We start from the raw sequence: 21,435 nt of genomic DNA, 5'->3' as shown, positions 1-21,435 counted from the left end.
GGGCAAATCCGTATGCTTTGTTACTGCTGTAATCATATATCGAGAAGGGAAAGGTGCGAGGTATTATTATAGGAAATTTTACAACAAAAAAATTCCTTCTCTGAAACAAAGGATTTTTATGGAGGCTACTTACAGCATAGAAGTAGCAAACCAGCTTTTTGAAAGGCTTAATCAAACTGACAAAAAAGATATAAACATTGAGATACATCTTGATGTGGGTGAAAACGGCAAAACGAGGGACATCATAAAAGAAGTTGTAAACATGGTATTAGGGTGTGGATTTGAAGCTCAAGTAAAACCCTCTTCTTATGGTGCCAGCAAAGTGGCTGACAAACATACTAAAAGCATGGCTAATATTGGATAAGACCTCTTAAAAAAGGGAGGTCTTGTTTTTTTTACTTAATCTATTGAATCAAAGGGAGACTTTTCAAATATTATAAATAAAGGATTTAGTGCAAAAAAGGCATAGGTAAACTCTATGCCTTAATCAGTTTGTCATTTAGTTTAAAAAGGTTAAATACATAAGGTGCACCAAGAGAAAGCCACAGTCCACAAATTGCATACCTTATTGCATTAAAAATATCACCAGAAGGCAATACAAATTTTAAACTTTCTTTAAGTGCAAAGAATACAATTACACCGATTATGAACTTTAGTATTTGCTTTGGAAGGACTGTATGCACAGTAAAATCAAATTCTTCTTTATCTATAAAATATCCTATCAAAGTGCCAGAAATTAACCCCATGTATTCATAAATGTCTTTGTGGGGAAAGATTATTATAAAAAGCCCAGGTATTAAGATAGACAGCAGGATTTTTATATTGAGAGTCATTTTAAAAGTGTTTTCTTTCACTATGCTATCAATAAGTTCACTTAAAATTATTATTAAAACAGCTATCAATATTCCGCCAATAATATCTATCGGCCAGTGGACACCTAAATACATTCGCGAAAATGATACGAGTAATACGATGGCGATTCCTACATACCACAGCCATTTTTTTTGATAGTGTACCATTAAAGTCCCCCAAACAGTTGTAGAACCTTGCGCATGACCGCTTGGGAATGAATATCCTCCTGCTGATTGTGTAAATACAGACCTTATTCCCGGATAGCCTATTGGCCTATTTATTTTTGTTATTTCTTTTAATATTGTATTTACGTATATGGAGCTTATCAATATAAGTCCAAGCTTTAAGCCAAATCGTTTATCTACACACCAATAAAATAGCGGGATAAAGATAAAGTAAAAGCCTGCACTACCTAACATTGTTATAGCTATAAAAAAATAATCTAACAATGGATTTGTTATGGTTTGTATGGCTTTTAATATGTCAGCTTGCATTTTATCACCTCACTATATATAATTCACCGCAAAACTTTATTTTCCTTCATGATTTAAAAATTTTAACGTAAAATTGAAGAAAAAGATAAAAAGTGTGATAAAATGTTTATAGGATAATTTCAAAATTTAAGAATAGGAGGTTATATAAGTTGAATTTTTTGGAAAGATTGTATGGCATATTTTTTCAACCTGTCGAGACCATTAAAGAAATTGTAAGGAAAAAGCCAATTTGGCAGGCTGTTGTTGTCATCATAGTTACAGGTTTGTTGACTATGACAAGCAGTAGGTTTACAATGGTTAGTCCGGATTTATTTTCCTCCACTCCAGGTATGCCTGATTTTGGGAGGTTAAGGTCACTGTTTGTTCCGATGGCTGTATTTGGGAGTATATTTATAGCTCCTTTGACTTACTTTCTTTTTGCGGCAGTGTATCACTTTTTAGCAGAAATTTTAGATGGAAAAATGTACGCTAAAACAGAAGACAATACACCTTTAACTCAAAATGAAGACAATAGCGGTGAAATTCAGCAAATGACGGCTGGTGACGGCGATGAGATAGTAATAGGCACAGCAAAAGGACTGTATTCCGCAATGGGGTTTGCAAAACTTCCCATGATTTTTATGGTGCCCGTAAATTTATTTGCCCGTCTGTTGAGCGAGAGAGGTGGCGCAATACTTACGGATTTATTTATAATAGCATTTACTATATGGGTAATTGTTTTGGAAATTATATCCATAAGAGAAAATTACAAAATGACTACAGGAAATGCAGTGCTTGTATATTTTCTTCCGTACATAGTTTTGATTGTTTTATTTATAATAATGATGATTTTTGTGGGAGCGACTTTTGTAAGCGTATTTTCTACGATTTTTAAAAATATACCAATTCAATAAAATGGAAATTTTTTTCAAAGAGGAGTTTTTCTCCTCTTTTTTATGTGCGCCCGGCATGGGCTAAAGCTTAAGCGGTGAAAGTCCGCTATGGGCATGGCATTAAACCTGTCAAAGGCAAAGGTGTCCATCGTGAGATGGAATCTAAAGGAAGCCGGCGGCAAAATCCCGGCCCGATGAACAAACCACATATGAGGCTGAATTGGAGTGGACGAGTTTGCATAACGAAACGAAGTCCAACACTGCCCGAACTCCAAGCAGTAAATGTGGCGGTATATGGGAGGAAAGTTATCGCTCTTACCCGGGAAGGTCTTTAAGATACGCTGTGGAAGAAACAGAATACATTTACAAGCGGAACATTTCTGGAGAACTTTTAGAAATTTATAAAAACAACATTTTGTTCAGGAAAACCTGAATTAAGGATTTTTAAAGAAATGTTAACCTTATAATAAATATAAGTTGACAATTAAGTTCGAAGTGAGTATAATTAGAGTAAGCAACAAATTATGGCAAAAACAAAAATAACCAAGCAAAGAAAATAAACCTATCAGGGGAGGAATGTATTTGTTTAGATTTTTAGAGAAGGAGCTGGAGTTACTAAAAGAGAGCTCACTTTATCGTCAGCTTCCTGGACCATTAGAGGAGTTTAATGGTTCCAGGGCAATCATCAACGGACAGGAAGTGCTTCTTTTTTCTTCCAATAATTACCTTGGCATGTCTCATCATCCCCGTGTTAAGGCTGCGACCCTAGAAGCTGTGGAAAGGTGGGGGACAGGAAGTGGAGGTTCTCGTTTGACTACTGGTAATTTTGTTTTGCACCGTCAATTAGAGGAGCGCATTGCACGATTTAAAAGCACGGAGGATGCTATTGTGTTTAGTTCTGGTTATCTGGCCAACTTGGGAGTGATTTCAGCCCTGGTGGGCCAAGGAGACCTGGTGCTCAGCGACGAGCTAAACCATGCCAGCATAATTGACGGCTGCCGCTTGAGCCGAGCCACAGTTAAAGTTTTCCGCCATAAGGATGTAGCCCATCTAAAGGATATTCTCCTGGCGGAACGTAACTCATACCGTAGGTGCCTTATCGTTACCGATGGTGTTTTTAGTATGGACGGGGATATAGCTCCTTTGCCCCAACTGTTGCAGTTGGCCGAGGAGTTCCAGTCCCTTCTCATGGTGGACGATGCCCATGCTACTGGGGTTTTGGGCAAGAGGGGGGCAGGAACAGTGGAACATTTTGGACTGGAAAATAAAAATATTATCCAAGTAGGTACATTAAGTAAAGCCCTTGGGAGTGAAGGTGGGTACGTAGCTGGCAATGTTATTTTAGTTGATTATTTACGCAATCGTGCTCGCAGCTTTATTTTTTCTACTGCTCTTTCTCCACCGATAGTTGCTGCTGCTATAGCGGCCCTGGATGTCTTAGAAGAAGAGCTGTACCTTCTTGAACAGCTACACGCTAACGTTCGCCAATTTTACAAAGGCTTAAAAGAAATAGGCTTTGAGGTGTTACCCACGGAATCAGCTATTATTCCCCTGATGGTAGGGGAATCCCATCGGACACTAGCTCTTTCGTCAGCTCTAGCGGAAAAAGGTGTATTTGTGCCGGCCATTCGCCCGCCTACAGTGCCGGAAGGCACTAGCCGTTTAAGGATTACTGTCATGGCTACCCACAAACCGGAAGATATTCAAAGGGCTTTAGAAGCTTTTTTATGGGCCGGGAAAAGGGTGGGACTCATTTAAAAAGTAGGGGAGGAGGTGAGACCAAATACATAAAACAAGAGGATCACTTAGGGAGGTAGTAAGAATTGCCTTACTGGCAACATTCATTATTGTTAGTGGCTCTTTTAAGTTACCCGGTATCATACCAGGTACCGAGTTTCAACTCTCGGCTCCTATTGCGGTAGCCATTGCTGCCAACTTTGGCTTTAAGCGCTATTTTTTAGCTGGGCTAGTGGCCAGCGTTGTTTTATACAGCATTGGGGTGCACAATTTCTTTAATGTGATAGTGTCCATAGTTTTTCGTTTGGTAGCTGGCGGTATCATTGCGATTTTAGGTCCCAGTTTCTTTGTGGTTACCATTGCTGGTCCCCTGGGTTCTGTAGCTGCCCGTCTGGTTCTTGCTGGCCTTTTGCACAAGGGGGTAAGTGTTTTGTTGGTTGCTGCTTTGCCTGGGATGTTCTACACGGCTTTAACGGCCTGGCCTTTAACCAGACTTATGGACAGAGTTAAGAAACAAATTAAGGGAGGGACTTTTTTTGGAGAAAGTGGTATATAGCGTCCGAATGAGGGCTGCCCAGGGAGCTCCCCACGAAAAAGGAGGGCGACACATATCGGGGGCGGAAAGGATTGTTTCTGCACAGGAGGTAGCTTCTATTGTCCAGAAAATGTTCTTTCGTGCCAAAAACCATGCCCTGGGTGAACCTGATTTTATAAATATCAGCATCGAGCGCCTAGAGTTTTCTAAAATAAAGCAGATTGCTGCTTTGCCGCTTGTAACGGTAAAAGCTAATGACCATGGGCAAGCGCTTTTTTGTGCACGGCAGCTTCTTTTGGCTAGCGGGGTGGAAGAGCAGGTTATAGAAGAGGCTATAGAAATGCTTGCCCGAGGACCTTCGCCTGACGGGCGAAACATGAGAGGGGCGGTAATCATGGATGCCCAGAGTGGTCGGCGTCTGGAGCCCGACTCTTGGCGAGGTGTACGTGCCTCCCATATGGATTATACTCCACAGGCTGCTAAGCAGTTATCGTGTCTGCTAGAGCCGCTGGGGTTAGATCATTTCCGGGTCAAGGAAGCCCTGGCTCTGGCCTCTAAGGTTATCTGGAGCGGAACTCTGGCTGAAATATGTTGTTCGGATGACCCCCATTATACCACGGGTTACGTTTCTTCCCGGCGCCTGGGCTATGTGCGTATACCCCATTTAAAGCATCCCTCATTTAAAGGAGGGCGGGTGTTCTTTGTTCGTCTCAAGGATGTGAATCTTACGGAGTACATAACCAGGCTTGAGGAGGAACCAGTTTTGATAACTCAAATCAGCGCTGTGCGGGGTGTAAAAGATCTTACATCATTACTAGAGGAGGGACACCAATGGACTATGCCAGAAAGGGTTACTTCATAACCGGAACGGATACTGGCGTGGGAAAAACAGTAGTTACCGCTGGCCTGACGGGTGTTTTTCGCCACCATGGTATTGACGCCGTAGCTATCAAACCTGTGCAAACCGGGGCAGTTATCAAAAACGGGAAATTAATTCCCGAAGATGCGTTCTTCTATCGCCTGGCAGCTGACCTTCCCCAACCCATTGACCAATTAAACCTTTACCGCTTTGTTCCGGCGTTATCTCCTCACTTGGCAGCCAAACTTTGTGGGGAAAAGATAGAACCCGAAAAAGTAGTAGCTTTTTGCCGACAGACCCTTTTGTGCCACCAGTTGACTTTTATTGAGGGGGCTGGAGGACTGTGTGTGCCTCTTTCTGGCCCTAACTTTACCGTAGCTGATTTGGCCCGGGAACTTTCCTTACCCCTAATTGTAGTGGCCAGGACTGGTTTGGGAACCATTAATCATACAGTTCTCACGGTGGCTTATGCCAAAAGCCTCGAACTAGAAGTAGCGGGGATAGTTTTTAATGCCTTAGGGCAGCAGCAATTAGGTCCTGCCGAAAGTGACAATCCCGAAATTATTGCCCAGATGACCGGTGTACCGATCCTGGGTATCTTACCCCACCTGCCGAGGGTGAACGTGGAAGGTGGGGCTGTTGAAGGACTGCTGGAGGCGGTGGAAGAATCTGTTTCCTGGAGTCAGTTGGCTCCATGGCTTAAACCTAAAGCATAAACGATATGGAGGTGTTTCTATTGAGCAACTATGATCCTTCTCTTCTGGAACAATGGGACAAACAGTATGTTTGGCATCCTTTTACCCAAATGCAGCAATATCTCCGGGAAAAACCCCTGATCATTGAGCGGGGAGAGGGCAGTTACCTGATTGATGTAGAGGGGAACCGCTATTTGGACGGTGTATCCTCCCTTTGGGTTACTGTCCACGGCCATTGTCACCCGGAATTAAACCGAGCCATTAAGGAACAATTAGATAGCATCGCTCATTCAACCCTCTTAGGTATTGCCAATGTACCGTCTATCTTGTTGGCTAAGAAATTAGTGGAAATTACCCAGCCAGGATTAAATAAAGTTTTTTACTCTGATAATGGAGCTACAGCGGTGGAAATTGCCCTCAAGATGGCCTTTCAGTATTGGCAACAAAAGGACGGCGGTCGTTATCGTAGAAAAACCAAGTTTATATCTTTGGTCAATGCTTACCACGGAGACACTATTGGTTCAGTAAGTGTCGGGGGTATACCCCTTTTCCATAACATTTTCAAACCACTACTCTTTGAGTGTTTACACGCCCCTGCGCCATATTGTTACCGGTGCCCTTTGAGTTTAGAAAGGGAAAGTTGTAAGATGGCCTGTCTTAATCAGTTGGAAAGGTTGATGGAAGAGCACTGTGAGGAGGTTGCTGCCCTCATCATTGAGCCTTTAGTCCAAGGGGCGGCGGGCATGATCACTGCTCCGGATGGTTTCCTTCGCCGGGTGCGGGAATTGTGTTCAAAGTATAACATTCTGCTCATTGCCGACGAGGTAGCAGTAGGTTTTGGCCGTACAGGTCGTCTCTTTGCCTGCGAGCACGAAGATGTAACTCCCGACTTAATGTGCCTAGCTAAGGGTATTACTGGAGGATATCTTCCCTTAGCTGCTACCTTGGTCACCGATGAGATCTACAGAACCTTTTTAGGCGAGCCGGAGGAATGTAAGACTTTTTACCATGGACATACCTACACAGGTAATCCCTTAGCCTGCGCTGCGGCTTTGGCCAACATTGAGCTCTTTGAAAAAACAGACTTGTTAGCCTCTCTCCAATCTAAAATTGAACTTTTACGCCGGGGGCTAAATAAATTCTGGGATTTACCTCATGTAGGAGATATCCGTCAACGAGGTATGATGGTAGGTATTGAACTTGTGGTAGATAAAGAGACCAAAGAGCCTTATGACATCAAGGAGCAAATAGGTCACCGAGTTATCTTGGAGGCTCGTAAGAGAGGGCTCATCATTCGGCCCCTGGATAACATCATTGTTCTCATGCCTGTGTTGTCCATGTCTAAAGAAGAACTAAACCGCGTTCTAGAGATTGTTTATGAATCTATAGAGGCAGTAACTGGTAAATGAGAGGAGGAATGGGTGCATGGAAAAGAATCTGATGTGGAAGAAGATTAAAGAAAAGACTCTTCAAGGAGAAGGTATATCTCAAGAGGAAGCGTATTACCTGGCCAGCTGGCCAATGGAAAAATTAGGAGAGATTTTTTATCTTTCTCGCCAAGTTCGGGAACGCTTCGGAGGGAGAAATGTAGAACTATGTGCCATTATCAATGCCCGTTCGGGTTTATGTAGTGAAGATTGCCACTTTTGTGCTCAATCATCACGTTTTAAAACTGGTGTGGAAGCGTATCCCCTTATTGATGTAGAAAAAGCTTTAGAAAAAGCCCAGCGCATGGAAGCTGCTGGAGTAAAGCGTTTTGCTTTAGTTACCAGTGGTAAAGGCATCGGTGAAAGGGATTTTGAAAAGGTATTAGAAATCTACCAGGTTCTAAAAACTAAAACTCGCCTAAAGCTGTGTGCTTCTCTGGGGATTATTGACGAAGAGAAAGCTCGTCGTTTGAAGGAGGTGGGGGTTACTTCCTACCACCATAACTTAGAAACTGGACGAAGCTATTTTTCTAAGATTTGTACTACTCATACCTTTGAAGAGAGAGTGGCTACTATTCAAGCCGCCCGGAATGCGGGGCTAAATATATGCTCTGGAGGAATTATTGGATTGGGGGAAATTATGGAACATCGACTGGAAATGATTTTTGAGCTAAAGAAGCTGGGAGTGATGTCAGTGCCGGTGAACATTTTGAATCCCATTCCTGGTACACCTCTTGCTAATCAGGAACGTCTTTCAATAGAAGAAATTCTCAAAACCTTAATTCTTTTTCGCCTTATTATTCCGAGAGCTGTTTTTCGTTTATGCGGTGGTAGGGAGCGAGGGTTAGGAGAGAACCAAAAAGAAGCCTTAGTAATGGCTGTAAATGGCTTGATGGTTGGCAATTACCTTACTACTTGGGGCAACAGAATCCAAGAAGACCTGGATATGATCGCTGAGGTAGGTTTAAAGGTGTTAGTTTAATTTCTCTCTGCAAGAAGGATTAGAAAAAGTTGTTACAAGGAAATCCTGGTAAGTGACCAACACTCTAATTTGATAAATTTGAAATACAAGGTAATAGTAAAGACTTGTTATAGAAGTGATATATAGAGAGGAGTTTGAATGCAATACAGAAGAATAAATAACAGTGTAGTGTTGTAAAAGTCAATATATTTTGTACAAAAAGTGGCATATAATTTTGTACAAAAAATGTACTAAGATACATTAGAAGAACTGTTAAAATATTCAACTTTTGACTTTAATCTATATGAAGGCCCTTTTATTGATATAACATGCGAATAATGAAGTAATCTATCTGATATTGCGTTAGCTATTGTCGCTGATCCAAATACCTCTGCCCTATCATTACTTGGTAGCGGAGATAGATACTCCTTTTCTTTTTCCTTCCAATCTACCTAGGCTTGTTTCCCAGCAGGAGTTTCAAATCTTGGATGACCACTTGCCTTTTTAGTAGGTTTCAGTCCCTTTCTCTTTACATATTTGTTGAAATTAGAATATGTTCCAATATCATAATTTTTAGAAACAAAGTATTCGTATACTCCCTTTACCGTAACCCCCTTTATCTCAAGCTTTGCTTTTATTTCATCATAATATTTATCTAATTTGCTTTGCTTATTTCTTGTTTTTGGTTTGCCTTCATATCCTTCATAATACTTTTTAACAAAATAATTATTTACTTCCTACTCGATTTATGCCATATTATTTATTTATCGAAAATTATTTTCTACATTCAAGCAGGATTTTTAAAATTTATAAAGAATATATAATGTATAGATAGGTGGTGTTGGGTATGGGAGAAAATGGGAATGTTTTAATTAAAGACTTAGAGAAAAAAGATAAAAAGATATTTTCTTTTTGGCTTCAAGATGTAAATGTAGTTAAGTTTTTGATTGATTTGTTTAAAATATCCCGAGAGAAAGACAATGTTTTAAATATACCATTTGGGAAAAACAGAAAGATGTTTGTGTTAGAAACCAAGGAAGGTTTTAAATTGGGATTTTGTGTGCTTTACGATATTGATTGGCAACAGAAGAAATGCAGTATGTATATTTATATTGAAAAAGGAGAAAATGTCAATCTTGAGACTGCTCAAGAAATAATCAATTCTCTGTTAAAAAGAACTGTTTTGAAGTACAATTTAAAGAATATTGAAGTTCATACAAAAGATGACGTTTTAGCTAAATGCTTTAACAATGTGGAGGACTTTAAAAAAGGAGAAGATGGATATAGCTTTAGAATAGCTTTAGATGAAATAAAACTTCCTGTAAATATGGCCCAATAGGGCCTTTTGATTTTGCGTTTTTTGTATTATAATTTATATTAAATTTGGCAGGTAGAGGTGTTTAGATGAATATACCAAATTTTCTTACACTGGTTAGATTTTTTCTTATACCGCTTTTTGTATACACTTTTTTTTATGTGGCTAATGGCAATACATATGCTGTGGCGATTTTTATATTGTCAGGAATTACAGACATTTTAGACGGATATATAGCGAGGCATTACAATCAAATAACTAAGATTGGGACTTTGCTTGACCCTCTTGCGGACAAACTTATGATACTTACTGTTCTCACGAGTCTGTGGTTTAAGGATATAATTCCCTTTTTCATCATTTTTATTTTGATGATAAAAGAGCTGTCAATGATAATAGGGGCGGCAATACTTTATAAAAAACAAGAAGTTGCCATCCCTGCTAATAAATACGGCAAGGCTGCAACAGCTTTCTTTTATGTTGCTATAATTTTTTCAATCTTTGAATGGCCCTATGGATTTACCTTGATGATTATAGCACTGCTGTTAGCTATTTTAGCATTTTTTATCTATGCTTTTGAATTTTATAAAAGGAGCAGAAAAAATTAAACTTTTTATGGGAAAAAGTCGATATAAAAATAGTATAACACATTTGGGGGGGAGATACATTGAAAAAAGCTATAAAATTCAAAAAAAGACGTGATATAGATGCACTACTAAACCTAAAAAAACAGGTAAGACTCTCAAGCTTACAAACAAAATTGAGTTTAATGATTATAATTATTGTGATTTCATCTTTAGCATTGAGTGGGTACATATTTTAGATTTTCTTCTAAGGAAATCACTAATGCAACTTTGTCTAATATGGCTAATAGGGTTGGTTCAGTAAATAAAGAGTTAGCTCTTTATTTAGAAGGAGTTGCCAATAAACTCAATTATTTCGTAAAAGATGATTCTAATTTGATGATTAAAGGAAGTACAGGAGAAGAAACAGCTGACCGCATAAATAGCGTGCTCATTAAATTAAAAAATATGACTCCAGATGACGCTTTGATTTATTATGGGACAGCTGATAAGAAGATTTTCACATTTCCTCACGTGGATTTAAACCCTGATTTTGATCCCATTATGCAGTCGGCAGATAAAAGTATTGAGAAGCAAAATCAAGCTGTAAAGGATACGCAAAATGCTTTTGGCGAATTTGAGAATTTTATAAACAGCATTTCTGAAATGATAAATAACATAAATTCCTTAATGAATAGCATGGAAAAGGAGAAAAACGAGATTGTTCAGTCGATGGAAAACATCTCTGGAATTTCAGAAGAAACGGCGGCTTCTACTGAGGAAGTAAGTGCTTCTACAGAAGAGCAGCTTTCAGCTGTGGAAGAACTTAAAGAATCTGCAAAGAATTTAGAAGAAGTGGCTTTAAAATTAGATGAAGCTGTGAAGATTTTTAAAATTTAAGATTTAGGAGCGCTTAGAAGCTTTTAAGCTTTTAAGCGCTTTTTTATGCTTAATTTTGTTTATAACATCTTGTATGATAAAATAGTTTATGCGTAATGGAGTCTCTATACCATAGGGGGGTGTTAATTATAAATACCAAGGATAAATTGCAAAAGTTAAAAGACTATATACATAATTTGGATAACGCATTGATTGCTTTTTCTGGAGGGGTAGATAGTACTTTTTTGGCTAAAATAAGTTACGATGTCTTAGGAGATAGGGTATTGGCTGTTACTGCTACTTCTCCAATGTATCCTAAAAGCGAATTAAAAGAAGCTATAGACATTGCTAAAAAAATAGGAATTCCCCACTTGGTTGTGGAGTTTAATGATATTCTTGAAATAGAAGAATTTAAAAAAAATCCTTTAAATAGGTGCTATATATGTAAATCCAATTTATTTTCGAAATTTAAAGCTATTGCTAAAGATAGAGGCCTAAATTACGTTTTGGAAGGGACAAATGCTGATGATGTGTCTGATTTTAGGCCGGGAAGAAGGGTTTTAAAAGAATTGGGAATTTTGAGCCCTTTGCTGGAATGTGGTATAAAGAAAGAAGAAATAAGAATTTTGTCAAAAGAGATGAATCTTCCAACTTGGGATAAGCCTTCTTACGCTTGTCTTGCTTCCAGAATTCCTTATGGTGAAGAGATAACTTATGATAAGCTTTCTATGATAGAAAAAGCAGAAGAGGGTTTGAGAGATTTAGGTTTTTCAGGATTTAGAGTGAGATACCATGGAGATGTTGCAAGGATTGAACTTCCAAAAGAGCAGATGGATGCAATATTTGAAAAGAGTGTAAGGGAGGAAATTGTAAAGAGGCTTAAAAATGCTGGGTTTAAGTATGTAGCACTGGATTTAGAAGGATACAGAACTGGTAGCTTAAATGAACCGCATGTGAGGGTGGTAAAAGATGTACAGTGAGAAAATATTACAAGTTTTAACACAGTTTAAACAAAATAAAATAACAACAGAAGAAGCATTGGAGGCTTTAAGAAAGCTCCCTTATGAGGATTTGGGTTTTGCAAAAATCGATTATCACAGGGAGATAAGAAAGGGATTTCCTGAAGTAATTTTTTGTCAAGGAAAGACTCCCGAGCAGGTTAAAGAAATTGCTTTTAATATGTTCAAAAATGGAAGTGATGTTTTAGGGACAAGAGCTTCCCACGAGCATTTTGAGGCGGTAAGAGAAGTTTTAGAAAAAGCAGTGTATTATGAGACAGCGAGAATTATTTCTATAAGAAATACTCCTCCTAGAAAGACAAAGGGGATAATTGGAGTGGTGGCTGCCGGCACTTCTGATTTAGCGGTTGCTGAAGAAGCTGCAGTTACTGCAGAGCTCATGGGCAATACCGTAAAAAGGTTTTACGATGTAGGAGTTGCAGGTTTGCACAGGCTTTTGGATAAGATTGAGGAGATTAGGGAATGCCGCGTGATAATCGCAATTGCTGGCATGGAAGGGGCACTTCCTACTGTGTTAGGAGGTTTAGTGGGCTCCCCCATAATTGCTGTACCTACCAGCGTGGGATACGGTGCAAATTTTCACGGTTTGTCCGCTCTTTTGGCTATGCTTAACTCCTGCGCCAGTGGAGTGAGTGTTGTAAATATTGACAACGGTTTTGGAGCGGCGTATTCTGCCAGTTTGATAAATAAAATAGGGGAGGAAGGAAAGTGAAAGTAGTGTATTTTGATTGTTTTGCAGGAATTTCTGGCGATATGACTATTGCTTCACTATTATCTCATGTTGATGTTGGGGAATTTAAAGATAGATTAAAAGGAGTAGCTTTAACTAATTTTGATGTAGAAATAGGAGAAACACAGAAAAAAAGCATTAGTGCCAAGACATTTAAAGTGATATACGATGAGACCCATCACTATCATCACAGACATATGAAAGACATAAGAGAGATTATTGAAAAGAGCGACTTGGAAGATGAAGTAAAGAGGATGAGCATTGAAATGTTTGAAAATCTGGCAAAAGCAGAGGCAAAAGTGCATGGAAAATCTCCCGAAGAAGTGCATTTTCATGAGGTTGGAGTGGTAGACTCTATAGTGGATATAATAGGTACGGCGATACTTATAAACATGATAAAACCGGAGAGAATTATTTCTTCGCCGATTCCGATAAGTTCGGGATTTGTAATGAGCCAGCACGGTCTTATGCCTGTACCTGCTCCAGCGACAGCAGAGCTTTTAAAGGGAATACCTGTGTATCAAAGCGATGTAAAAGGTGAAATTGTGACTCCAACAGGTGCTGCTATTGTAAAAACTTTGGCAAATGAATTTGGCGGTATGCCCGATATGACGATAAATTCTGTTGGATATGGTGCTGGTACAAAGGATTTAGAGATACCAAATGTTTTGAGGACGTATGTAGGAGAGGAAGAAGTAAAAAAAAACCTGAGACATTGATGGTTTTGGAGACAAATATAGATGACATGAATCCAGAGTTTTATCAGTATTTGTTTGAACTGCTTTTTAAAAATGGAGCATTAGACGTGTTTTTGACTCCTATTATAATGAAAAAGCAAAGGCCGGGAACACTCCTGACTGTAATTTGTGAAAATGAAAATGCAGATAAATTAAAAGAGATAATATTTAGAGAAACTTCTACTTTTGGCATAAGATACTACGAAGCTTTAAGGCACAAGCTTGATAGAGATTTTTCAGTTGTGGATACTCCTTACGGGAAGATAAGAGTGAAAAAAGGCTATTTAAATGAAAAACTTATTAAGGCGTATCCTGAGTATGAGGATGTTAAAGCTATTGCTGAAAAGACTGGAATTTCAATTAGCGATATTTATAGAAATGTGATAAGACATATTGATTTGCTATTTTTTAAAGATTGAAAGCGGGGTTAACCCGCTTTTAATGTGAAATAAAAAGTGGTGCCTACTCCTTCTTGACTTTCTATTCCATATTTGCTGCCGTGCAATGTCAATATTTCTTTTACTATTGCAAGGCCAAGGCCTGTTCCTGATTTGTTTCCTTTGTAATATCTGTCAAATATGTGTTCCAAATCTTTTTGAGGGATGCCGCATCCTGTATCTGATATTTTAATTAAAACATTTTTATCCTGTGGTATTGCCTCTATTGAAAGAGTTCCTTTTTTTGTCATGCTCGCTATAGCGTTGCTTATTATATTTATAATGGCTCGCTTTATCATTTCTCTATCTGCTATTACTTTGAGTTTGAGATTGTTCACTTTTACATTGATATTTTTTTCCAAAATTTGAATTTCAAATATGTCTAAAATCTCAGAAATCAGTTTTTCTAAATCTATATTTTCTTCTTTTATCTCTACCATTCCTGACTGAAGTTTAGAAAGTTCTAATACATCGTCTACTAATTTAGACATTCTTTCTGTCTCTTTGATCATCGTATTTAAGTATTTTTCTCGCTTTTCTTTGTCATCTCCATAGTAGTCCAAAAGCATTTCAGAATATCCCCGTATAAGGCCAAGAGGTGTTTTTAAGTCATGGCTTATGTTTGCAATCAAATCTTTTCTGAATTTATCTGTAATAGATAGCTGTTTTACCATGGTGTTCATGGATTTTGCAAGGTCTCCTAATTCGTCTTCTTCTTTGTAATTTATCTTAACATTCAAATTTCCAGAAGCAATTTGATGAGCAGCGTTTTTTAGTATTTGTATAGGGCGAGTAAATTTTTTTGACATGTAGACAGATACGAATAATATTGCAATTAGTGTGATGACAAAAATCCACCAAAAAACTTGCTTAAAAAGATTAACAGAATCGTTTATTGCTGCAACGGGTATGCTCATGATGAGAGTAGCTGGTTTTCCATTGTACAAAAAAGGTCTTATAATTGATAGATATTCAATATGCAAAAAAGGGTGTTCATATTTTACCACTTTTACGCTGTCGCTGGGGCGCAAAAGTGCTTCAGGGATTCCGAAACCTCTGCCGTATCCTCTATTTCCAGCTATTATTATGTTGTTTTCAGAAATGGCAATGACTCGAGCATTTGACTTGTCAATGAGTTCACTCATTAGTCTTTCGTCATTATTGTTTATTGCTTCAACGATTTTTTCACTGTAACTTTTAAGCTGGTTTATTTTGTAATAAGAGTATATCTTATTAATAAAAACTACCTGTGTCAACCAAAACAGTGATAATATGATGCCTCCAATCAAAAGATAAGAGATAAAAAGTTTCTTTTGTATTCCCTTCAATTTATTCACCATCCAATTTATAACCTATCCCCCATACTGTTTTTATGAGTTTACGCTTTTCTCCTAATTTTTCTCTCAACTGTTTTATATGGGTATCAACTGTTCTTAAATCTCCGTAAAAATCATATCCCCATACTTCATTAAGGCACTTTTCGCGGGATACAACTTTTCCTTTATTATCTATTAAGAGTTTTAAAAGGTCAAATTCTTTCGGCGTAAGGTCAATTTTTTCTCCATCAACCGTGACTTCTCTAGAACTTACATTTATAGAAATTCCTTCATATTCTGTTTTCCCATCTTCTTCTGAAGCTCCATAAGTTCTTGACAAAATTGCTTTAACTCGAGCAACTACTTCTTTAGGGCTAAAGGGTTTTACGACGTAGTCGTCTGCTCCTAATTCAAATCCTAAAAGTTTATCATATTCTTCTCCTCTTGCTGTTATCATCATTACGGGCACTTTTGACTTTTCTCTAATTGTTTTTAAAAGGCTCCACCCACTTATATCTGGAAGCATTATGTCTAAAAGAATTATGTCTATATCTTTATGATGATTATTAAAATATTCAAGCCCTATTTTGCCATTTTCAGCTATCAGTACTTCGTATCCATTATTTTCTAAATAAGTTTTTAAAATATCTCTCATTCCTTCTTCGTCTTCAATTACTAAAACTTTTTGCATAAAAAACCACCTCCCATCTCTAGTTTAATTATTTTTTAATCAGTTTACAATATTTAAAATTAAACTTCACACTTTTCTCACAAATTATATAAAATTGCGTAAAATTGTTGAGATATTATTAAGATGCAACAAAAAATTTTGAAAAGGAGGACAAATAATATGAAAAGAAGCAAATGGCTAATAGTTTTAGCAGTTGTATTAGCTTTAGCAATTCCTTTGACAGTTTTCGCAGCAAATACTAATTTCCCAGTCACAGAAAGAGTGAAAAGCTTCTTAGGGATTGATACATCAAAGCTTACACCAGAGCAAAAGCAAATCATTACAGATTACAACAAAAAAATAGCTGACATTGAAGAAGAGTTTATAAACAAACTCTTATCAGAAGGGCTTATAACTCAACAACAAGCAGATAATATAATTAAAAACATTGATAGCAAAGTTACGAAAGCAAATCAAGACAATGTTCCCTTCTTCATTGGTGGCGGAAGAGGATTTGACAAAGGATTTTTTGGAATAGGCCGAATTGATACTTCAAAGCTCACAGAACAGCAAAAAGCAGCTTTAACAGAAATATACAAACAAATGGTAGCACTACAAAAGAATGCAGTAAATAAGTTGACATCAGAAGGATTATTGACTCAAGATCAAGCAAACAAAATCACAAGCAAAATAGATAATATTGTGGCTAATATAGATAAAAATGGATTTAGCAGTTTTAAAGGCCTATTTAAAGGAAAAGATGGATTAGGGTTTATCTTAAGAGAAGTTGATCCTTCTAAACTTACAGAACAGCAAAAAACAGAGCTGATGAATTATTTTAAACAAATGGCGCAATTACAAAAACAATTAGTTGATAAATTTGTAAGCTTTGGAGTTATTACTCAGGACCAAGGTAATACGATTAAAAATAGAATTGATACAATGGTGAAAAATATGGAACAAAACGGATTGCCTCAAGGATTTTTCAAACATTTTGAAGGAAGAAGAGGAGATTTTAAAGGTAAATGGCAAAATGAAAATTGGCAAACCAATACTGCTCCTCAATGATATAGTAACCCTCTCTAATTGAATTTTTTGAATAAAAAGAGATGGTTAAATGCCATCTCTTTTCTATTTTTTTTGCATAGTAGGAACCCTCATATTACTCTAAAAAAATGTTCACACATCCTTCACAAATCCAATATAGTTATCTCAAACTAAAGGGTTATTATATAAATGTAGCAAATAAAAAATCAAAAAAGGAGTGTGGTTTTAAATGAATCTCAAAAAGGTAGTAGCAGTAGTACTTACAGGAGGTATGCTTTTAAGTGGAATAGCTGCTTATGCAGCCATAACTGGCGATACAACTAGTTCTTCAACGCCACGTCAATATTCTACGACAGCACCAAGATATGGAATGAGTAGAAATGCAGATTTTCTTGCAAAACTGACTGGCAAGACGACAGATGAAATTTTAAGTGAACTACAAGCAGGGAAGACATTAGTCCAAATAGCAGAAGAGAATGGCATAACACTTGACAATCTGAAAAAAGCTTTAATTGAGCAAAAAGAAGGGGTTATAGACCAATTAGTCAAAGATGGGAAAATAACTCAGGATAGAGCTGACACAATCAAAAAAGCCATTGAAGACAGAATAAATTCCTGGGATGGAACATGTCAATATGGTAAAGGTTCAGGTGCTGGCTTAGGTCTTGGATTTGGAAAAACAGGATTAGGAGCAGGTTTTGGTGCTAAAGGAGCACATAAAGGAGTAGGTTATAGGGGAGGAAACTTTGGACCAACTGTTCAGCAGTAGGGAAAAAAGGCAAGGGTTTAACCTTGCCTTTTTTCATAGGACTCTACAATAGGCTTTAACTTTAAAGTGAGATACGAAGCGATACTTGCCTTGATTAAATCGCCAGGTATAAAAGGAAGTGCCCCGACTAAAATGGCTTTTTTAAATGGCATTCCTGTAACAAAAGAGAGCTGAGTTACTCCTAAAATATAAACAAAAATTATTGCAAATAAGAGATAGCTTATAAAAATATTAATAAAATTTGCTTTTTTATTTTTTAAAGTCAAAGAAATTAAAAAAGCTGCAAAGGGCCAACTTAAAATATATCCTCCTGTAGGTCCTACTAAAACATTTAAACCTCCTGTAAGTCCAGAAAAGACAGGTATTCCAATTGCACCTAAAAGGTCAAAAATAAGAAGGCTTAAAAATGCTGATGTAGGATTTAAAAGTCCTCCAGCTAACATTACTGCAAAAGTCTGTCCTGTGATAGGTACTGGAGAAAAAGGTAAGGGTATTTTTACAAAACCCATTATAAAAGTAATAGCAGCAAAAAGAGAAGCTAAAATCATGTCTTTAGTTTTTATCATATTTTTCCTCCTCAATGTATTATTACAACAATTATTATATTTTTTTTAAAAAGAATTGTCAACTATTTTTGAATAATGGTTAACAATTTTTTAAAAAAGTAACCCTCTTAAATTTTTAAGAGGGCCAGTAGAATTTTAACTATCGCCATCATCAAATTTTAAATCTGCCATATCATAAGTGAATTCCGCTAAACGAACATTTATGAAAATCGGTATATCAGTTCGCATTGCTAAAGCTATCGCATCACTAGGTCTTGAGTCTAATTTTATAACTCTATCCCCTTGTTTTATATAAAGCTCTGCATAATAAGTGTCATCTTTTAAATCAGTAATTACAACTTTTTCAGGTTTTCCTCCAAGTTCTTCAATAGCAGATTTTAAAAGGTCAGGGGTTAAAGGGCGAGGCGGTGTAATTCCTTGAAGAGGGATAGCTATGTTTTGAGCTTCCAGTGGACCTATGACTATAGGCAAAACTTTCTTTTCCTCTTCATCTGTCAATAGGACGGAGAAATTTCCTTCCACGTCCATCGTAATTGCCTTAACACGAAATTTTAACATTTTTTACACCTCGATTTAAAACATCTTCTTATTATCATTATATCATACTTATGCGAATTTAATCTGATTGTTTTTACACAGTCCGAGAACTCGATATAAATTGGGAAATATTAGGTGAAAAATGCATTTTCGTTTCTAAAATCGACATTTTCGTTCCAAAATCAACAAATTTTATAAATTAAGTGATATAATATAAAAAATAGGTGAAAAGTATGTTAAATTTTGCTTTAAGTTAGTAAAAATAGTAGGCTTGATAAGATGTTTGCAAAATCCATAAAATTACAGAGAGTGAGAATTAATGAGGTGATGCCATATGAAAAAATTAATATTTGATGAAGTGCTTTATTCTCATAAAAGATGTTTAGAAATGGGACTTACACAGACTATAGATAATCCTTTGATATTTTTGGAAGAGCAGGAGTTGCGGTTAAAAATAAGAGAAAATAACGAACTTATAAATGTTTTTAGAAAAAACGTTAATAGTATTTTCAAGCAACTCAAAGAGAGATACGTGTTTTTATTAACCGATACTGATGGGTACCTTTTGGAAATGGTATATGAAAAGGAAATCTATAATAATCTTGATAAATCAGGATTTAAAATAGGAACTTCTTTTAAGGAAGAGAGCTGTGGTACAAATGCTATTTCATTAGCGATGAGACTGAACCAACTGGTTTATTTAAAACCTGAACAACATTATTGCAATATTTTTAAAAAGTGGTATTGCATTGCTATACCTCTTATTGTTGATGATGAGATAATAGGATATTTAGATTTATCAACAATAAAAGATAGTATGGTTGATGAAATGATGGTGGTTGTTGAATTATTAGCATATAAGATTGTTAGTGACTATGTAAGTATGGTTGGAAATAAAGTAAACAATAGTAAAGTTAAGCTTACAGAGGAACAGTTAGAGGTTCTAAAATTAGTTACGAAAGGATACAAAGATATCGCAATTGCAGAAGAACTTGGAATAAGCATAAATACCGTAAATTATCATAAAAGAAATATTTTCAGAAAATTAGATGTTCGGAGTACAAGAGAGGCAATTGCTAAAGCAATTCGAATGGGTTTAATAGAGTAAATTGTATTTATTACATTTTTCTCTGGTTTAAGTTAATGACAGATGTTTGTCTTGTTAGGAGAAGGATTTTTAACTATAACAGCATTACTTGATAAAGACTTAGTTTTGTACAATATACTTTACCTCCAGGGACTTCAGGGCCAACATTTATGTCTGTACAGCAAATACTCTAGTTGCATTTTTCTGTAGTTTTGATTAAAGGACGTAAAAACTACAGAAAAATGTAGTAGACAACGAAAAAAATTTTATGCTAAATTAAAGGTAGGATATAGAAATGGATGTGAGTTTAGGAAAAATCAATAAAGAAAAGGGAGTTTCTTACATATATCGCAAGTGATAAAAAATTTGCCATGCATGGCAGGTTAAAATAGATGAAAATCGGCCGATTTGAATTACAAGAGAAAGGAGAAAGTAGATGGAGGCTGTAATACCAATGAATGGATTTATGGAATTGGCAGAAGAGGATTTAATGGTTGTTGATGGCGGTGGACCAATGCTTGCTGCATATCCTGTTGATTGGAAAGGTTTATATAATGAGGTAGTTGGTGGGTTTCTAGGTGGAGCAGCTGGTGCTATAGCAACTGGTAATATAGAAAAAGCATTGGTATCAGGAATAGGGGGTGCAGTTGCTGGTGGAGTTAAATATTATGTTAAAAACCCATGGCCAACATACTTTTTCATGATATATTGAAGCTTTGCTTATAAAATTTTGTTAAAACTAAATATATCCATAACTATGTTATTTTAATTATATTAAAAAACTCCATGTAGTGAGAATAAGTATGAGGGTAATTACGTTAAATTCTCACTACATGGAGTTATCATTAAATAAATTAAAAATGTTAGTTGAAAAATATGTAAGTTTTTACTTAAAGATTCTTGCTTAAATTTTTTCTTGTTTTGTTTAGGATCTTTATAAATAAGATTTTATAAATAAGATTATGAGAGAAAATTTTTTATTTTGTTTAAGATACATTAAAATTTTTGATATTATTAAAGGGATAATAAAAAATAAGTTAAAAAGGGGAATAAAATACTATGAAAAATTTAAGTTATACAAATTCTTTTATTTTTGGTATGATTGTTGGGCTAGTTTCAGCTTTGTTAACAGAAAATATGAATTTTTATTCACGATTGATAGTGTCAATATTAGTTGGGTTAAGTATAGGTATTGTGTATAGAATTATATACAATTTTTATTGGAGGCAAAAAAAGTCAAAATAAAAAGTTAAGTCTATATAGTTAAAACTTGAATTCAGCAAGTGAATTTATAAAATACCCAAATAGAGCCATTTGAGGGCTAAATTAAGCGA

General features: G+C 36.4%; 25 protein-coding genes and 2 pseudogenes. 20 read left to right on the top strand and 7 right to left on the bottom strand.

The window, feature by feature from the left end; genetic code table 11:
• A partial coding sequence (locus tag M663_RS0101140; RefSeq protein WP_029687644.1) for a ribonuclease H-like YkuK family protein occupies positions 1 to 364 on the top strand: 364 nt, incomplete at its 5' end.
• A 112-nt stretch (positions 365 to 476) separates the two neighbouring features.
• Here the strand turns inward: M663_RS0101140 and M663_RS0101135 are convergent.
• Complete coding sequence (locus M663_RS0101135; RefSeq protein ID WP_029687642.1) at positions 477 to 1,346, bottom strand: phosphatase PAP2 family protein; 870 nt, start codon at positions 1,344 to 1,346, stop codon at positions 477 to 479.
• A gap of 149 nt (positions 1,347 to 1,495) precedes the next feature.
• On the opposite strand from M663_RS0101135, the gene M663_RS0101130 reads away from it, so the two are divergent.
• The 8 genes from M663_RS0101130 to bioB all read left to right on the top strand — a co-directional run bounded on the left by M663_RS0101130 (position 1,496) and on the right by bioB (position 8,453).
• Positions 1,496 to 2,239, top strand: a complete 744-nt coding sequence (locus M663_RS0101130) for a Yip1 family protein (RefSeq protein WP_029687641.1) — start codon at positions 1,496 to 1,498, stop codon at positions 2,237 to 2,239.
• Positions 2,240 to 2,453: 214 nt separating this feature from the next.
• Positions 2,454 to 2,651 carry a hypothetical protein gene (locus M663_RS15025; protein WP_273702575.1) on the top strand — a complete coding sequence of 66 codons (198 nt, stop codon included), beginning with the start codon at positions 2,454 to 2,456 and terminating at the stop codon, positions 2,649 to 2,651.
• 149 nt (positions 2,652 to 2,800) lie between these two features.
• Complete coding sequence (gene bioF / locus M663_RS0101120; protein ID WP_042805008.1) at positions 2,801 to 3,976, top strand: 8-amino-7-oxononanoate synthase; 1,176 nt, start codon at positions 2,801 to 2,803, stop codon at positions 3,974 to 3,976.
• Between the two features lie 211 nt (positions 3,977 to 4,187).
• Positions 4,188 to 4,511 carry a hypothetical protein gene (locus M663_RS0101115; RefSeq protein WP_201769486.1) on the top strand — a complete coding sequence of 108 codons (324 nt, stop codon included), beginning with the start codon at positions 4,188 to 4,190 and terminating at the stop codon, positions 4,509 to 4,511.
• Positions 4,501 to 5,352 (top strand): 6-carboxyhexanoate--CoA ligase, encoded by an 852-nt coding sequence (locus M663_RS0101110; protein WP_273702576.1) that lies wholly within the window; start codon positions 4,501 to 4,503, stop codon positions 5,350 to 5,352. Before M663_RS0101115 ends, M663_RS0101110 begins: the two co-directional genes overlap by 11 nt.
• Positions 5,322 to 6,065 carry a dethiobiotin synthase gene (bioD, locus tag M663_RS0101105; RefSeq protein ID WP_029687635.1) on the top strand — a complete coding sequence of 248 codons (744 nt, stop codon included), beginning with the start codon at positions 5,322 to 5,324 and terminating at the stop codon, positions 6,063 to 6,065. Before M663_RS0101110 ends, bioD begins: the two co-directional genes overlap by 31 nt.
• Positions 6,066 to 6,085: 20 nt before the next feature.
• Positions 6,086 to 7,453 carry an adenosylmethionine--8-amino-7-oxononanoate transaminase gene (gene bioA, locus M663_RS0101100; protein WP_029687634.1) on the top strand — a complete coding sequence of 456 codons (1,368 nt, stop codon included), beginning with the start codon at positions 6,086 to 6,088 and terminating at the stop codon, positions 7,451 to 7,453.
• Between the two features lie 16 nt (positions 7,454 to 7,469).
• Positions 7,470 to 8,453, top strand: coding sequence for a biotin synthase BioB (bioB, locus tag M663_RS0101095; RefSeq protein ID WP_042805007.1), 984 nt, complete (start codon positions 7,470 to 7,472; stop codon positions 8,451 to 8,453).
• 230 nt (positions 8,454 to 8,683) lie between these two features.
• Here the strand turns inward: bioB and M663_RS15020 are convergent.
• Positions 8,684 to 8,845 (bottom strand): annotated as a pseudogene (locus M663_RS15020) (ATP-binding protein); the annotation flags it as partial.
• Between the two features lie 42 nt (positions 8,846 to 8,887).
• Positions 8,888 to 9,151: pseudogene (locus tag M663_RS15015) on the bottom strand (IS21 family transposase); the annotation flags it as partial.
• Positions 9,152 to 9,279: 128 nt separating this feature from the next.
• On the opposite strand from M663_RS15015, the gene M663_RS0101090 reads away from it, so the two are divergent.
• From M663_RS0101090 to M663_RS0101055, 7 genes are all read left to right on the top strand, one after another.
• Positions 9,280 to 9,771: a hypothetical protein gene (locus tag M663_RS0101090; protein ID WP_029687632.1), complete on the top strand. Its 492-nt coding sequence runs from the start codon at positions 9,280 to 9,282 to the stop codon at positions 9,769 to 9,771.
• A gap of 65 nt (positions 9,772 to 9,836) precedes the next feature.
• Positions 9,837 to 10,352: a CDP-diacylglycerol--glycerol-3-phosphate 3-phosphatidyltransferase gene (gene pgsA / locus M663_RS0101085; protein ID WP_029687631.1), complete on the top strand. Its 516-nt coding sequence runs from the start codon at positions 9,837 to 9,839 to the stop codon at positions 10,350 to 10,352.
• A 246-nt stretch (positions 10,353 to 10,598) separates the two neighbouring features.
• A complete protein-coding gene (locus M663_RS0101075; RefSeq protein WP_273702574.1) occupies positions 10,599 to 11,207 on the top strand; it encodes a hypothetical protein in 609 nt (202 codons plus the stop codon).
• Positions 11,208 to 11,335: 128 nt separating this feature from the next.
• Entirely contained in the window at positions 11,336 to 12,166 is an 831-nt protein-coding gene (gene larE / locus M663_RS0101070; protein ID WP_042805009.1) for an ATP-dependent sacrificial sulfur transferase LarE, read from the top strand.
• The gene (gene larB / locus M663_RS0101065; RefSeq protein WP_029687628.1) at positions 12,156 to 12,917 is read left to right on the top strand and encodes a nickel pincer cofactor biosynthesis protein LarB; all 762 of its coding nucleotides are present in this window, start codon (positions 12,156 to 12,158) and stop codon (positions 12,915 to 12,917) included. Before larE ends, larB begins: the two co-directional genes overlap by 11 nt.
• The gene (gene larC, locus M663_RS0101060) at positions 12,914 to 13,654 is read left to right on the top strand and encodes a nickel pincer cofactor biosynthesis protein LarC (RefSeq protein ID WP_029687627.1); all 741 of its coding nucleotides are present in this window, start codon (positions 12,914 to 12,916) and stop codon (positions 13,652 to 13,654) included. Before larB ends, larC begins: the two co-directional genes overlap by 4 nt.
• Positions 13,654 to 14,091, top strand: a complete 438-nt coding sequence (locus M663_RS0101055; protein ID WP_029687625.1) for a LarC family nickel insertion protein — start codon at positions 13,654 to 13,656, stop codon at positions 14,089 to 14,091. The genes larC and M663_RS0101055 overlap by 1 nt, the downstream gene beginning before the upstream one ends.
• An 8-nt stretch (positions 14,092 to 14,099) precedes the next feature.
• Here M663_RS0101055 and M663_RS0101050 read toward each other — a convergent pair whose 3' ends face one another.
• Positions 14,100 to 15,437 (bottom strand): ATP-binding protein, encoded by a 1,338-nt coding sequence (locus M663_RS0101050; RefSeq protein WP_029687624.1) that lies wholly within the window; start codon positions 15,435 to 15,437, stop codon positions 14,100 to 14,102.
• 1 nt (position 15,438) lies between these two features.
• Entirely contained in the window at positions 15,439 to 16,116 is a 678-nt protein-coding gene (locus M663_RS0101045) for a response regulator transcription factor (protein ID WP_029687623.1), read from the bottom strand.
• Between the two features lie 159 nt (positions 16,117 to 16,275).
• Here M663_RS0101045 and M663_RS0101040 point away from each other — a divergent pair, with 159 nt between their 5' ends.
• Together M663_RS0101040 and M663_RS0101035 are read left to right on the top strand one after the other, a co-directional pair.
• Entirely contained in the window at positions 16,276 to 17,163 is an 888-nt protein-coding gene (locus M663_RS0101040; RefSeq protein WP_029687622.1) for a YckD family protein, read from the top strand.
• 208 nt (positions 17,164 to 17,371) lie between these two features.
• Positions 17,372 to 17,911 carry a DUF2680 domain-containing protein gene (locus tag M663_RS0101035; protein ID WP_029687620.1) on the top strand — a complete coding sequence of 180 codons (540 nt, stop codon included), beginning with the start codon at positions 17,372 to 17,374 and terminating at the stop codon, positions 17,909 to 17,911.
• A gap of 17 nt (positions 17,912 to 17,928) precedes the next feature.
• Here M663_RS0101035 and M663_RS0101030 read toward each other — a convergent pair whose 3' ends face one another.
• Together M663_RS0101030 and M663_RS0101025 are read right to left on the bottom strand one after the other, a co-directional pair.
• A complete protein-coding gene (locus M663_RS0101030) occupies positions 17,929 to 18,477 on the bottom strand; it encodes a biotin transporter BioY (protein WP_029687619.1) in 549 nt (182 codons plus the stop codon).
• A 135-nt stretch (positions 18,478 to 18,612) separates the two neighbouring features.
• Positions 18,613 to 19,035, bottom strand: coding sequence for a bifunctional nuclease family protein (locus M663_RS0101025; RefSeq protein WP_029687617.1), 423 nt, complete (start codon positions 19,033 to 19,035; stop codon positions 18,613 to 18,615).
• Positions 19,036 to 19,348: 313 nt separating this feature from the next.
• Here M663_RS0101025 and M663_RS0101020 point away from each other — a divergent pair, with 313 nt between their 5' ends.
• A complete protein-coding gene (locus M663_RS0101020; RefSeq protein ID WP_029687616.1) occupies positions 19,349 to 20,122 on the top strand; it encodes a LuxR family transcriptional regulator in 774 nt (257 codons plus the stop codon).
• Between the two features lie 415 nt (positions 20,123 to 20,537).
• Positions 20,538 to 20,813 (top strand): Blp family class II bacteriocin, encoded by a 276-nt coding sequence (locus tag M663_RS0101015; RefSeq protein ID WP_029687614.1) that lies wholly within the window; start codon positions 20,538 to 20,540, stop codon positions 20,811 to 20,813.
• The last annotated feature ends 622 nt before the right edge of the window (positions 20,814 to 21,435 follow it).

The sequence above is a fragment of the Thermoanaerobacter sp. A7A genome, from assembly GCF_000445185.1.
In the GTDB taxonomy this organism is placed as follows: Bacteria; Bacillota; Thermoanaerobacteria; order Thermoanaerobacterales; family Thermoanaerobacteraceae; genus Thermoanaerobacter.
The sequence above is the reverse complement of the archived record's forward strand: the minus strand, read 5'-3'. Positions and strand labels throughout refer to the sequence as shown.